Here is a 13532-nt window from a genome sequence, read left to right as displayed (position 1 = left end):
TTGATTTGGGTCGCGGGGAACATTCCTGCCCGACCCGGAGGTTGATGACGTGGCCAACATCCTGATCGTGGATGACGACCCGGCCGTTCAGCTCACGATCCGGCTGCTCCTGGAGCGGGCCGGTCACCACGTGACGGTCGCCGGCGATGGCCGCAAGGGGCTCGCTCTGGTCGAGGGCAATCAATTCGACCTGCTATTCCTCGATATCTTCATGCCCGGCATGGACGGGCTGGAGACGATGCGCCATGTCCGGGCGCTGCAAGCAACCATTCCGATCATCGTCATTTCCGGCCGCTCGATCACGCCGGACGCCTATGCCGAGCCGGACTTTTTGAAGATGGCGACCAAGCTCGGCGCCGTCGCGAGCCTGCAGAAGCCGTTCCGGGCCGACGTATTGCTGGCCGCGGTCGACGGCTGCCTGAAATCGGCGCAACCATCATCCCGCCCGCAACCCGATGCCGGCGCCGGAAGCCGATGACGGGATCATCCATGTCGCACCGTAGCGGAACATTCGGGTCCATTCTCGACGCGGCGCGAAGGCCAACATGACGCTCGCAACCCGGCTGGCCGTCGCAATGATCCTGCTGGTCGCGGTTACGGTGGCCGCAGTCGGCTGGCTGGGCTATCGCAACATCAGCCAAGCCGTCATTCCGCGGGTCCTGGAACGGGTCGAAGCCCAGTCACGCCTGCTGGCGACCAATCTCGAATCCTACGTTGCCGGAGCTCGCGGCGATCTGCTCGGCTATCGCTCCGCCGCAGCCATCAACGGTCTGATCCGCGCCCACATCGGTGGTGGCATCGACGCTGTCGACGGCGTTTCGGAGCAAACCTGGCGCGAGCGCATCGCGGCGCGACTCGCGGCCGAGATCGAGGCCAAACCCAGCTACGGCCAGTTTCGAATCATCGGTGTCGACGATGACGAGCGCGAGCTGGTCCACGTCGATCGCGCCGGTCCGAACGGCACAGCACGAATCGTCCCCAACGGCGAATTGGAGCGCAAGAGCGAGCGAGCCTATTTCCAGGACACAATGCGACTGGCGCCGGGCGAAATTTACGTTTCGCCGATTGATCTCGCCACCCGCCAGGGGGGGACCACGGCCCCTCACATCCCGACCTTGCGGGTGGCGACGCCGCTGTTCACACCGGACGGCAAGCCATTCGGTATCATCATCGCCAATATCGACATGCGTCCCGCACTGGACCGCATCCGCTCGACCACGGACAGAGGGGGAGAGATTTACGTCGTGAATCTGCGCGGCGACTATCTCGTCCATCCCGATCGCACGCGAGAATTCGGGGCATCGCGAGGCCGTCCCACCAACTGGCGCGATGATTTTCCATTTTTTGCGGCCCAGACCGGCAAGCTGGAGGGGTCCACGCAGCTCGTAGCCGACCGATCGGGGCCAAGCGGCGCTGCGATCGCGCCGGCGCTGCTTGCGGGCAAGGATTGGGTCGCGGTCATCGAGACCGTTCCTCCTGCCGTGTTCGGCCGCGTGCCGGCGGCGATCCAAAAAACATCCTTGCTGGTCGGCTTGCTTGCCGTCCTCGCCGCGGCTTCGCTCGCTGTGCTGCTGGCGCGCTCATTGACTCGTCCGATCGGGCGTCTGACCGCGGCGGTGGAGGCGATCGGCAGCGGACGCCCGGCCGATATTCCCGTCGATGCCAGCGGCGAGACCGGCGTTCTGGCGCGGGCCTTTGCCCAGATGGTGGAAGAGACGCGGGCGAAGACCGCCGCGCTCGAGCGCGAGGTTCAGGAGCATCGCCGCACCGAGGCCGCGCGAAGCCATCATGCCGCGCGCGAGCGCTTGTTCAGCGCCGCTGTCGAATCATCCGACGACGCGATCGTGATGCAATCGCTCGATGCCATCATCACGGGCTGGAATCCCGCCGCCGAACGCCTCTATGGCCATTCGGCCGAAGAAGCGATCGGGAAATCCACCTCGATCATCGTTCCGCCCGACCGCCGCGAGCAGGGAAAGGATTATCTACAGCGGATCGCCCGCGGCGAGCCGATCGAACGCTTCGAGACGATTCGCCTGCGCAAGGATGGCACGCCAGTCGAGATCTCACTCAGCCTTTCGCCGATCCGAGGCCCCTCGGGCGAGATCGTCGGCGTTTGCGGGTCGGCAAGCAGCCTGACCGAAGCGCGGCGGGCCGAGCGGGCACTGCAACAGCAGATCGAGGAGCGGCGGCAGCTCTTCGACACCTCGCAGGATCTGATCATGATCATGAACTCGCAGGGCGCCGTCGTGCAGATCAGCCCGAGCTGCGAGGCCATTCTCGGCTACCGGCCCGCCGAGATGATCGGCCGCAGCGGTGCTGATTTCATTCACCCCGCCCACCTCGATCAATCCCGCGAGGAGATGCGCGCGCTCCGACGCGGCGGGCACCCGAAGCTTGCCGACACCCGCTGCATCCACAAGGACGGGCGGGAGGTCTGGCTATCCTGGCTCGGCAGCTGGTCGGATCAGGCCAACCGCTACTTCTTCGTCGGGCGCGACATGACCGAGGCCAGGCACGCCGAGGAGTCCTTGCGCGAAAGCGAGCAGCTCGCGCGCAACATCGTCGAGACCGCGCTTGATGCCTTCGTCCAGACTGACGACCGCAGCACCATCCTGAACTGGAGCTCGCGGGCCGAAGAGCTGTTCGGCTGGCGGCGCGAGGAGGCGCTGGGCAGGAACGCGGTCGATCTGATCGTCGCGGAGAGCGAGCGCGAGAGGGTCAAGGCCGGTCTTGCGCGTTTCCTCGATTCCCGAGACAGCCAGACGCTCAGCCGCCGCCGCGATCTCATGGTTCGCCGCCGCGACGGCAAGGAATTCAAGGCCGAGCTGAGCGTCACGGCGCTGCGGCGCCGCGAGGGCGTCCTGTTCAACGTGTTCTACCGCGACCTCACCGACAAGATCGCCTCCGAGGAGCGCATCCGCCACGCCGAGAAGATGGAGGCGGTCGGCCAGCTGACCGGCGGCGTGGCGCACGATTTCAACAACATCCTCACCGTCATCACCGGGACGATCGAGATCTTGGCCGACGCGGTGGCGAAGGAGCCGGAGCTTGCGGCGATCACGAAGATGATCGACGAGGCTGCCGGACGCGGCGCCGAGCTGACCCAGCACCTGCTCGCCTTTGCGCGCAAGCAGCCGCTGCAACCGCGCGAAATCGACATCAATTCGCTGGTCATCGACACCGCAAAATTGCTGCGGCCCACCCTGGGCGAGCAGATCCAGATCGAGTCCGTGTTCGAGGAGGAGAGCTGCGTTGCGATCGTCGATCCCAACCAGCTCACCACCGCGATCCTCAACCTCGCGCTCAACGCCCGCGACGCGATGCCTGACGGCGGCAAGCTGATCGTGGAGACGGGCGCCGCCTATCTCGACGAGGTCTATGCCAGCGCCAACGACGTCGCGCCCGGACACTACGTGCTGATCGCCGTGAGCGACACCGGCTCGGGTATCGCCGCGAACATGCTGACCAGGGTGTTCGATCCCTTCTTCACCTCGAAGGGGCCGGGCAAGGGCACCGGGCTCGGGCTGTCCATGGTCTATGGCTTCATCAAGCAGTCCGCAGGACACATCAAGATCTACAGCGAGGAGGGCCACGGCACCACGATCAAGATGTACCTGCCGCCCGGCAAGACGCCGACGGCCGTCGGCGAAGGCGTGACGCCGGCGTCGATCGAGGGCGGGCACGAGACTATCCTCGTGGTCGAGGACGACCGGCTGGTGCGCGACTACGTGCTGGCACAATTGCATTCACTCGGCTACGTCACCCTGCAAGCCGCCAATGCCGCGGAGGCGCTCGCGATCGTCACGAGCGGAAAGCCGTTCGACCTGCTGTTCACCGACGTGATCATGCCCGGCAAGATGAATGGACGGCAGCTCGCCGACGAGCTCCTGAAGACCAGGCCCGAACTCAGGGTGGTCTACACCTCCGGCTACACCGAGAACGCCATCATCCATCACGGCCGGTTGGATTCAGGCGTATTGCTGCTGGCAAAGCCCTATCGCAAGTCGGATCTGGCCAGGATCTTGCGCAAGGCGCTGGACAGCTGAGGCCTGCACGTCTGTATATGCACGCGAGGGTGCATAGCCGCATCTGCAATCGACAATGGGCGGGACGAGCGCCCGCTCAATCGCAAACTGCTTGCAGACTGTCGAAAATCCGCGCAACATTTTGCTCCTGACCTTCACGCCGCTCGCGAGCACCTGTTCAGCGCAATGGTCGAAGCCCCGGATGATGCGATCGTCTCGGAATTGCTGGACGGCACCATCATCGGCTGGAACGACGCGGCAGCCCGCTTGTATGGCTACGCCGCAGACGAAGTCCTCGGCCAGTCCATTTCCCTGATCGTCCCCGCCGATCGAAGCGCCGAGACGGAAGCGAATCTGAGCCGGATCGCGCGGGGCGAGTCGATCGCACCCTACGAGACATTACGCCTGCGCAAGGACGGCGGCGCGGTCGAGGTTTTGCTGAGCCTCTTGCCGATCCGGGGGCCCACCGGCGAGACCATCGGCGCCACCAAGGTCGCGCGCGCCGTCTCCGAGATGCGACGAACGGAACGCTCGCTGGAGGAGCGGCAACAGCTCTTCGATACCTCGCAGGACCTGATCATGATCACGGACGCGAGGGGCTATGTGGTGCAGATCAGCCCGAGCTGCCAAGCCATCCTCGGCTATCGGCCGGAGGAGATGATCGGCCATCTCTGCACCATGTTCATGCATCCCGACTATCTGGAGGGCTCACGCGAGGAGGTGCGCGCGCTGCGGCGCGGCGAGCGGCCGAAACTCTCGGACAATCGCTGTCTCCACAAGGACGGGCACGAAGTGTGGCTGTCCTGGCTCGGCAACTGGTCGGAGCAGACCAAACGCTTCTTCTTCATCGGGCGCGACATGAAGGAGGTTCGGCTTGCGCAAGAATCCCTGCGCGAGAGCGAGCGGCTCGCCCGCGAAATCGTCGAGACGTCGCTCGATGCATTCACCCAGACCGATGAAACCGGTACCATCCTGAGCTGGAATTCACAGGCCGAAAAGCTCTTCGGCTGGCGGCGCGAGGAGGCGATCGGCAGAAACGCCATCGACCTGTTCGTTGCCGGTGGCGAGCGCGAAAGCGTCAACGCCGCGCTGCAGCGTTTCCTGCATTCCGGCGAAGAAAGGCTAACCAACCCGCGGCGTGAAATTGTCGCACGGCGACGCGACGGCAAGGAGTTCAGGGCCGAGCTCAGCGTCACGGCGCTCCGGCGACATGGAGGTATCCTCTTCAATTCGTTCTATCGTGATCTGACCGACAAGATCGCTGCCGATGAGCGCATCCGCCACGCCGAGAAGATGGAAGCGGTCGGCCAGCTGACCGGCGGCGTGGCGCACGATTTCAACAACATTCTCACCGTCATCACCGGCACGATCGGGATCCTGGCGGAGGCGGTGGCGACGGAGCCACAGCTTGCGGTCATCGCCAGGATGATCGACGAGGCTGCGGCCCGCGGCGCCGAGCTGACGCAGCATCTGCTCGCCTTCGCGCGCAAGCAGCCGCTGCAACCGCGCGAGACCGACGTTAATTCGTTGATCATCGAAACGGCCAAGCTGCTGCGGCCGACGCTTGGCGAACATATCCAGATCGAATCCGCGTTCGAGGACGAGATCTGCGTCGCCACCGTCGATCCCAACCAGCTCACCACCGCGATCCTCAACCTCGCACTTAATGCCCGCGACGCGATGCCTGACGGCGGCAAGCTGATCGTGGAGACGGGCGCCGCCTATCTCGACGAGGTCTATGCCAGCGCCAACGATATCCCGCCCGGCCATTACATGCTGATAGCGGTGAGCGACACCGGTGCCGGTATCCCGCCCCACATGCTCGCCAGGGTGTTCGAACCCTTCTTCACCTCGAAGGAGCCGGGCAAGGGCACCGGGCTCGGGCTGTCCATGGTCTATGGCTTCATCAAGCAGTCCGCAGGACACATCAAGATCTACAGCGAGCAGGGCCACGGAACCACGGTCAAGATGTATCTGCCGCCTGGCAATCCCGCCGCCGTGAGCAGCGAGGTGGCAGCGCCGGCGCCGATCGTCGGCGGATGCGAGACCGTTTTGGTGGTCGAGGACGACCGGCTGGTGCGCGACTACGTGCTGGCACAATTGCATTCACTGGGCTACGTCACCCTGCAAGCCGCCAATGCCGCGGAGGCGCTCGCGATCGTCACGAGCGGAAAGCCGTTCGACCTGTTGTTCACCGACGTGATCATGCCCGGCAAGATAAACGGACGGCAGCTCGCCGACGAGCTCCTGAAGACCAGGCCTGACCTGAAGGTGGTGTACACCTCCGGCTATACCGAGAACGCCATCATCCATCACGGTCGGTTGGATTCAGGCGTATTGCTGCTGGCAAAGCCCTATCGCAAGTCGGATCTGGCGCGGATCATCCGCAAGGCGCTGGGCGGGTGAGTGCTGCCGACCTAATGAGGCCCGTAGCCCGGATGGAGCGAAGCGCAATCCGGGAGAGATCGTGCCGCAAGCGCAAATCCCGGATTTCGCTTCGCTCCATCCGGGCTACGGCATCTCACGGATAAAGTTACGACGCGCGCTGGGCCGCGGTCATCACGATGCGGATCAGATCGGCGGCGTTGCGTGCGCCGAGCTTCTTCATGATGTTGGCGCGGTGATCCTCGATGGTTCGCGGGCTGATGCCGAGCGTGCGGCCGGCTTCCTTGTTGGAGGCACCGGCAGCGAACTGCTCGAGCACCTCGCGCTCCCTGCGGGTCAACGGCTCGCGTCCGGGGAAATGCAGCGAGCCGAACTTCGGCGACGCATTCTCCGCCTGCCTGCGTGCATAAGCGCCGATCGCCTCGTCCAGCCGGCCGACGATCTCGCTGCCGCGGAACGGCTTCTCGATGAAGTCGAGCGCGCCGCTCTTGATGGCGCCCACTGCCATCGTAATGTCCCCCTGGCCGGAGATCATGAAGATCGGGGCCGGATAGTCCTCGCCGTGCAGCTCCTTCAAAATGTCGAGACCCGACTTTCCGGGAATGTGCACGTCGAGCAGGATCGCAGCCGGTGTGCGGTTTCGCGCGACCGAGAGCAGTGCTGCGCCGTCCGCAAAACAGATCACCTCGTAGCCCGCCGCCTTCAACACCATCGACAGGGTGTCGCGAACAGCAGGGTCGTCATCGACCACGAAGATCTCACCACGGGGGGGTTGTTCGACCATGTGCCATGTCCATTCGCCAAGTCGATCACTAAGTCGATCGCCAAGTCTATTCGGCATCCAAGGACTCGCGTCCGCGCCTCAAATTATGGCTTTCGGCGCAGATTCGGCCCACCCGCATTTGTACGGGACATGAACTTAACGCACAAGTAGCGGTGAGGTGCCTTATTGCGGGGAACGGAGAATATCCATGCTAAATTACGCCGGCACGCCCCCGCTCGCTGCAATGGCTGAAACGGACAGCCGTCAGCTGATCGCGGCCGAACTTCGCTCCCTGATCACCCGCATCGAGATCAGCGTGCGTCTGATCGACGCCGCCATGGCCTCGGAAGATGTGGGGCCTGAAAACGATAGCGCTATCTTGGGTTCCACCGAGGTCGTGGTGCTCGACGACGTCACGCCCCGCTATGCCACGGCGACCGCCGCCCTCAACACCTGCCGGGCGGAGCTCGGCCGCGCCCTGCAGAATCTGGCGGAATCCGGCAATGCAGCGTAGGCGCAATCAGCGCGGCTGATTTGCCGCAGCCGATTGCATGGCAGCTCCGCGCCTCAGGCGCGGTGCCGTTCCACGATCGCATCGGTGGCCACACCGCCCCAGGTATGGATCGTCGGCAGCCCCATCGCCGTCTTGCCGAGATTGGCGAGGCTGATGCGGAGCGCCGCGAGATCCAGCGGCTTCGGCAGGCTCTGCAGCTCGATGCCGACGGAACGCGCGAAGCTGCGGGCGGCGCTGCGGCGCTTGCCGTCCATACCGCTGATCACGATCACGGAGCCTGAGAATTTCGCCGCCGCCATCTCGCGCAGCACGTCGACGCCGTCGCCGTCCTCCAGCACGAGATCGAGGGTCACGCAGTCGAAGCGCGCGGCGCGCAGCTTTTCGATGGCTTCCGCAACCGACGGCGCAACGGCGATTTCATGGCCAGCCTGCTTGGCGGCGACCGTGATCAGGCTGCGCTGTGTGGCGTCGTCGTCGACCACCAGGAGCTGAAGCGCGCGCCGCTCGGAATTGTCGGGCAGATTTGACGGGATGGGGGAGAGAGAGCTTCTTGGCATGGTCGGACCCTGAAATTGCGACCGGCCATTGATACACGGTGCGCGCTTAGGCCACGTAAAGCCGGCTCTGCGAATTCGTCTGGATGTTTTCAGAAAATGTGAAGCAACGCGTCAGGAAAGGGCGGCACGATGCGCGTGGCGATCACGCCACCGCGTCATGGCCACTGGCTGCGCCGCGCTTCTTGCGGTTCTTGCCGCGCAGGAACTGAATGTCCATCTCGGCGCCGTTGACGCGCACCAACTCGCAGCGGCGGTAGGCAAGGCCCGTGGACGACAGCAGCAGGAAGAACTCCTTCAGGTTCAACCCCTGGATCGAGCCCTCCACCGTGAGGATGGCGTCGGTGTCGGAAATCGCGTTCAGCTTGCAGTCGCGGCGCCAGGTGCCGTCGATGGCCATGATGCAGACATCATAGCCGCGACTGAACGTGACACGCTCTGCGCCTTTGCCATCCTCGGCCATGCCTATCGTCCTGCCATCACCGCCATGCGCGGCGCGCCGAAACCTTCGGCCGGCTTGGCCGCTGCGACACGCGGATCGTTCGGCTTGTAGAGGCCGCGCCGATCGGCGATCGGCCTGAACGTATCGGTCAGTCCGACCACGGTTTCCGCCGCGCCCAACACCAGGAAGCCGTCGGGCTCGATCTGGCGGGCAAGGCGGTTGAAGATGTTGATCTTGGTCTCCTGATCGAAATAGATCAGGACGTTGCGGCAGAAGATGACGTCGAACGTGCCGAGGTGGGAGAAATCCTGCAGCAAATTGAGCTGCCGATGCTGGATCATCGCCCGCAGTTCGGGATTGATCTGCCAGGTCTCGCCGGTCTGCTTGAAATATTTCATCAGCATCTGGATCGGCAGGCCGCGCTGGACCTCGAACTGGCTATAGACGCCGGCCTTGGCCTTCTCCAACACTTCTTGCGAAAGGTCAGTTGCGATGATCTCGATGCGCCAGCCGGTCAGGGCCGCGCCCATCTCCTTCAAGGTCATGGCAAGCGAATAGGGCTCCTGCCCGGTCGAGCCTGCGGCACACCAGATCCGCACGCTGCGGCGCGCGGAACGGGCCTTGATGATGTCCTGCATGATGGTGTCGCGGAAATGATCGAATGGGACCTTGTCGCGAAAGAAGAAGGTCTCGTTCGTGGTCATGGCTTCGACCACGCTGGTGATCAGCGCGCTCGAGCCGCCTTGCAGCTTTTGCACGAGTTCGCTGATACCGGAGAGTCCGGCTTTGCGCGCCAGCGGCAGCAGGCGGCTTTCGATCAGATATTGCTTGTCGGCGGACAGGTCGAGACCGGAGCGCTCTTTCAGCAACTTACGCAGATACTCGTAGTCGGGCGGGTTCACAGGAAGCCTCTTGACGCTAGCGGGTGTATTTTCAGACAGCTGTTTCTTCTTCGCGCGCGACCAGTCCGACCTCCTGGAACTTCGCCAACACGATTTCCTTGTCGAACGGCTTCATGATGTACTCGTTGGCACCGCCGCCCATCGCCTTGGTGATGTGGTCGATGCCGTTCTCGGTGGTGCAGAACACGACCTTGGGCTCTTCGCCGCCGGGCATGCGGCGCAGCGTTCCCAGAAACTGGAAGCCGTCCATGACGGGCATGTTCCAGTCGAGCAGGACGGCTTCGGGCATCGCCTTCTTGCAATGAACCAACGCCTCAACGCCATCTTCCGCTTCCAGGACTTGAAAGCCCAGCGCTTCGACGATGCGACGGGCGACCTTGCGTACGATGCTGGAATCGTCAACCACCAAACAGGTCTTCATCTTGGTTCTCCGGCTAAATGTCTTTGGTGAAAGTTCAGGCCGCCATCATCTCGGGCGCGAGCTCGAGGACGCGGTCGACGTCGAGGACGACCATGAGCTGGCCGTCGAGGCGGTGGACGCCGCCGGCGAGCTTGGCCATGCGGGGGTCGAGGTTGACGGGGTTGTCTTCCTTGCCGTCATCGGCCAGCCGCAGCACTTCGCCGATCTGGTCGATCAAGAGGCCATAGGATTCACCGCGCAGGTCGACACCGACCGCCATCGGCGGCTTGCCGTCCTCGGGCTTGGGCAGGCCGAGCCGGGCACGCATGTCGACCACGGTGACGATGCGGCCGCGCAGGTTCAGGACACCCGCGATCTCGCGCGAGGACAGCGGAACGCGGGTGACGCGTTCGGGCATGAACACGTCCTGGACGCGGGAGATCGGCAGGCCGAACAGCTGGCCGCCGATCATCGCGGTGACGTATTCGACCATGGCGCCTTCGCCGGTCTGCATCTTCTTGCTCATCTTGGCCTCTCCTCTCGCGCCGCTCACGCCGCCGCCCGGTTCAGCTCGGAGGCGCCAGCGGCACCCGCGGTCTGCTCCTTCAGCGCCGCGATCAGACCGGGACGGTCGAACTTGGCGACATAATCGTGGAAGCCGGCCTGACGGCCGCGCTCGATCGCCGCCGGCGACACCAGCGCGGAGAGGCCAATGATCGGCATCGCGCCCAGATTGCTGTCGGAGCGGATAACTTCCGCGAACTCGAACCCGTTCATGTCGGGCATTTCGATGTCGGTCAGGACCACGTCGAAGCTCTGCGCCCGCAGCGCAGCCAGGCCCTCCTGCGCGGTCGGCGCGGTGCGGACGCGGTAGCCGGCGGCCTTGAGCACCGGCGCCAGCATGTTGCGGAAGAACGCCGAGTCGTCGACCAGCAGCACCGACTGCGAGTGCATCGACGGCTTCATCTCCTTGCGGGTGAACCAGTCGGCGAACGCCATCGGCAGGAAGTGGCCGACGTCGATCACCTCGGTGGCCTGGCCCTTGATCACGGCCGAGCCCAGGATGCCGCTTGCCGAGCCGCCGACCTCGATGTTGAGCCGTTCCTCGACGATGTCGATGATCTCGTCGACGACGAGGCCCATGGAGCGGCCGTCATCGGAGAACACCAGGATCGGCTGGGCGCCCTGGCTGGCAATGGTGACGCTCTCCATGGCGACGAGCGGCATCAGTTGCTCGCGGTACTGCACCATGTAGCGGCCGTTGGAGAACTCGATCTTGTCGGAGGGCAGCTCTTCCAGGCGGGTGACGAGCCCGAGCGGGACCGCCTTGGGCTGACTGGAGCCGGCGCGGAACACCAAGAGCGAGGTGGTCTGCTCGCCCGAGGAGGCGTGATGGCCGGAGGCCTCGTCGGCCATGTCATGGGCCGAGGAGCCGGACGCGCCGAGGGCCTTGGCGATGCCGTTGGGATCGATGATCATGATCACCGCGCCGTCGCCCAGAATGGTATTGCCGGAGAACATGTCGATGTGACGCAGCTTCGTCGACATCGGCTTCACGACGATCTCTTCGGTGTGGAACACGCCGTCGACCACGATGCCAAAGGTCTGGCTGCCGACCTGGGTCACCACGATAAAACCGTTCTCGGGATCGGAGGCCGCGCCGTCGTCGATCTTCAAGAGCTTCTTGAGGTGGATCAGCGGCAACAGCTTGTTGCGCAACCTGAGGACCGCGGTGTCCTTGATGCGCTCGATGCGGTGCTCCGAGTTGGCGCGGGCACGCACCAGCTCGACCACCGCGAGCTGCGGGATCGCAAAACGGTCACCGGCGGCCTCCACGATCAGCGCGGAGACGATCGCCAAGGTCAGCGGGATCTTGATGGTGACGGAAGACCCCTCGCCGGCCACCGACTTGATGTCGATGGTGCCGCCGATCTGGTCGATATTGGTGCGGACCACGTCCATGCCGACGCCGCGCCCCGACACCGAGGTGATGGCGGCCGCGGTCGAGAAACCGGGTGCGAAGATGAACTTGTGGATCTGGGCTTCCGACATCTTGTCGAGCTCAGCCTCGGTGACGAGACCTGAGGAGATCGCCTTGGCCTTGATCTTCTCGGTGTTCAGCCCACGGCCGTTGTCGGCGATGCAGATGATGATGTGGCCGCCCTCGTGATAGGCGGAGAGCCGGATGGTGCCCTGCTCGCCCTTGCCGCTCGCGAGGCGCTCGGCGGGGGTCTCGAGGCCATGGTCGGCGGAGTTGCGCACCATGTGGGTGAGCGGGTCCTTGATCAGGTCGAGCACCTGGCGGTCGAGCTCGGTGTCGGCGCCGTGCATCTCCAGATCGATCTGCTTGCCGAGTTCGCCCGAGAGATCGCGGACGATGCGGGGCAGCTTCTGCCAGGCATTGCCGATCGGCTGCATGCGCGTCTTCATGACGCCTTCCTGCAGCTCGGCGGTGACGTTGGAGAGGCGCTGCAACGGCACCTTGAACTCGGTGTCCTCGTTGCGGCGGGAGATCTCCAGGAGCTGGTTGCGGGTCAGCACCAGCTCGGAGACCATGGTCATCAGATGCTCCAGCGTATCCACGTTGACGCGGATCGACTGGTTGGCGATGCTGGCACCTTCGCCTGCGGCCTCGTCGGCCATCGCCTTCTTCGGCGCGGCCTTGTCCTTGGCAGGCTTCGCGGCTTCCTTGTTCGCTTCCTTGGCGACAGGCGCCGAGGTTTCAGCAGCCGGCTCGGCCTTGACGTCAACCTTGGCAACGGGTGCGGGAGCCGGCGCTTCGATCGCGGTCTCGCGGAAGGCGCGTTCGAGCTCGTCGAGCGACACTTCGCCCGGACGCAGCGGGCGCTCCAGGGTCTGATCGATCAGCGAGCCCTGGGTCATTTCTTTTGCCGGTGCGGCTTTGGCTTCGACAGGGGCCGGCGCTTCCGGCACCAGCGGCGGGGCTTCGGCAACGGGAACAGTGGCCCCTGCCGGCATCGGCTGCGCCGAGCCGGACGTGATCGGCGAAGTCGACGCTGACATCGCGGCGATGCCCTGCTCGACCATCGCTTCCAGCTTGTCGATGAGGTCGCGGTCGGTGCCTTCGGGCTCGGCTTCGGTCGCCTCGAGGCCGGCCAGGATCTCCTTGATGCGGTCGATCGAGGACAGGATCAACGTCACGGCCTGTCCGGTCACCGGCATGCCGTCGCGGAACTTGCTCATCAGCGTCTCGCCGGCATGCGCCAGCGCTTCAAGCCGCGGCAGTCCGAGGAAGCCGCACGTACCCTTGATGGTGTGAACCAGGCGGAAGATGTTATCCAGGATCTTGGCGTTGTTCGGCTCCTGCTCGAACTTCACCAGCTGATTGTCGACGGTGTCCAGGCTCTCGCTGGTCTCCGTCAGAAACTCCCGCAACAGATCATCCATGAGCTACGCCTTACTGAGCTGGACCTCTACGCCTGGGCCGCACCTGGAATCGGCGGAAGTCCGCGGTCTAGATCGTTAGACAACCCATTTCACGGTCCCGTTAATTTCAGCCTCCGTGCTAATACGGATATTGAAG

General features: G+C 64.3%; 10 protein-coding genes and 1 pseudogene. 4 read left to right on the top strand and 7 right to left on the bottom strand.

Features of this window, described 5'->3' with window-relative positions; translation table 11 throughout:
- Positions 1-49: 49 nt before the first annotated feature.
- The 3 genes and pseudogenes from JJE66_RS11710 to JJE66_RS11700 form a co-directional block, all read left to right on the top strand.
- Positions 50-478 (top strand): response regulator, encoded by a 429-nt coding sequence (locus tag JJE66_RS11710; protein ID WP_200514420.1) that lies wholly within the window; start codon positions 50-52, stop codon positions 476-478.
- 31 nt (positions 479-509) lie between these two features.
- Positions 510-4049: a PAS domain S-box protein gene (locus JJE66_RS11705; RefSeq protein ID WP_409362829.1), complete on the top strand. Its 3540-nt coding sequence runs from the start codon at positions 510-512 to the stop codon at positions 4047-4049.
- A 135-nt stretch (positions 4050-4184) separates the two neighbouring features.
- Positions 4185-6434 (top strand): annotated as a pseudogene (locus JJE66_RS11700) (PAS domain S-box protein); the annotation flags it as partial.
- Positions 6435-6561: 127 nt separating this feature from the next.
- Here JJE66_RS11700 and JJE66_RS11695 read toward each other — a convergent pair.
- Complete coding sequence (locus JJE66_RS11695; RefSeq protein WP_200514417.1) at positions 6562-7197, bottom strand: response regulator transcription factor; 636 nt, start codon at positions 7195-7197, stop codon at positions 6562-6564.
- A 187-nt stretch (positions 7198-7384) separates the two neighbouring features.
- Between JJE66_RS11695 and JJE66_RS11690 the strand changes: the two genes are divergently transcribed.
- Entirely contained in the window at positions 7385-7690 is a 306-nt protein-coding gene (locus JJE66_RS11690) for a hypothetical protein (RefSeq protein WP_200514416.1), read from the top strand.
- Positions 7691-7743: 53 nt separating this feature from the next.
- On the opposite strand, the gene JJE66_RS11685 is transcribed toward JJE66_RS11690, so the two are convergent.
- The 6 genes from JJE66_RS11685 to JJE66_RS11660 all read right to left on the bottom strand — a co-directional run bounded on the left by JJE66_RS11685 (position 7744) and on the right by JJE66_RS11660 (position 13396).
- Complete coding sequence (locus tag JJE66_RS11685) at positions 7744-8247, bottom strand: response regulator (RefSeq protein WP_200514415.1); 504 nt, start codon at positions 8245-8247, stop codon at positions 7744-7746.
- A gap of 142 nt (positions 8248-8389) precedes the next feature.
- Positions 8390-8707 (bottom strand): PilZ domain-containing protein, encoded by a 318-nt coding sequence (locus JJE66_RS11680; RefSeq protein ID WP_200514414.1) that lies wholly within the window; start codon positions 8705-8707, stop codon positions 8390-8392.
- Between the two features lie 2 nt (positions 8708-8709).
- Positions 8710-9588: a protein-glutamate O-methyltransferase CheR gene (locus tag JJE66_RS11675; protein ID WP_200514413.1), complete on the bottom strand. Its 879-nt coding sequence runs from the start codon at positions 9586-9588 to the stop codon at positions 8710-8712.
- A 31-nt stretch (positions 9589-9619) separates the two neighbouring features.
- Positions 9620-10009 carry a PleD family two-component system response regulator gene (locus JJE66_RS11670; protein ID WP_200514412.1) on the bottom strand — a complete coding sequence of 130 codons (390 nt, stop codon included), beginning with the start codon at positions 10007-10009 and terminating at the stop codon, positions 9620-9622.
- Between the two features lie 34 nt (positions 10010-10043).
- On the bottom strand, positions 10044-10514 hold the full coding sequence (locus JJE66_RS11665; RefSeq protein WP_200514411.1) for a chemotaxis protein CheW: 471 nt from the start codon (positions 10512-10514) through the stop codon (positions 10044-10046).
- A 23-nt stretch (positions 10515-10537) separates the two neighbouring features.
- On the bottom strand, positions 10538-13396 hold the full coding sequence (locus JJE66_RS11660) for a hybrid sensor histidine kinase/response regulator (protein WP_200514410.1): 2859 nt from the start codon (positions 13394-13396) through the stop codon (positions 10538-10540).
- Positions 13397-13532 lie beyond the last annotated feature (136 nt).

The sequence above is a fragment of the Bradyrhizobium diazoefficiens genome, assembly GCF_016612535.1.
Taxonomy (GTDB): Bacteria; Pseudomonadota; Alphaproteobacteria; order Rhizobiales; family Xanthobacteraceae; genus Bradyrhizobium; species Bradyrhizobium diazoefficiens_C.
Note: the sequence above shows the minus strand (reverse complement) of the source record. Positions and strands in the feature narration are given on the sequence as shown.

Bases quoted from the DNA above. Each gene is read 5' to 3' on its own strand.
- JJE66_RS11695 (WP_200514417.1), bottom strand. From the start codon at position 7,197: ATGGTCGAACAACCCCCCCGTGGTGAGATCTTCGTGGTCGATGACGAC.
- JJE66_RS11690 (WP_200514416.1), top strand. From the start codon at position 7,385: ATGCTAAATTACGCCGGCACGCCCCCGCTCGCTGCAATGGCTGAAACG.
- JJE66_RS11685 (WP_200514415.1), bottom strand. From the start codon at position 8,247: ATGCCAAGAAGCTCTCTCTCCCCCATCCCGTCAAATCTGCCCGACAAT.
- JJE66_RS11680 (WP_200514414.1), bottom strand. From the start codon at position 8,707: ATGGCCGAGGATGGCAAAGGCGCAGAGCGTGTCACGTTCAGTCGCGGC.
- JJE66_RS11670 (WP_200514412.1), bottom strand. From the start codon at position 10,009: ATGAAGACCTGTTTGGTGGTTGACGATTCCAGCATCGTACGCAAGGTC.
- JJE66_RS11665 (WP_200514411.1), bottom strand. From the start codon at position 10,514: ATGAGCAAGAAGATGCAGACCGGCGAAGGCGCCATGGTCGAATACGTC.
- JJE66_RS11660 (WP_200514410.1), bottom strand. From the start codon at position 13,396: ATGGATGATCTGTTGCGGGAGTTTCTGACGGAGACCAGCGAGAGCCTG.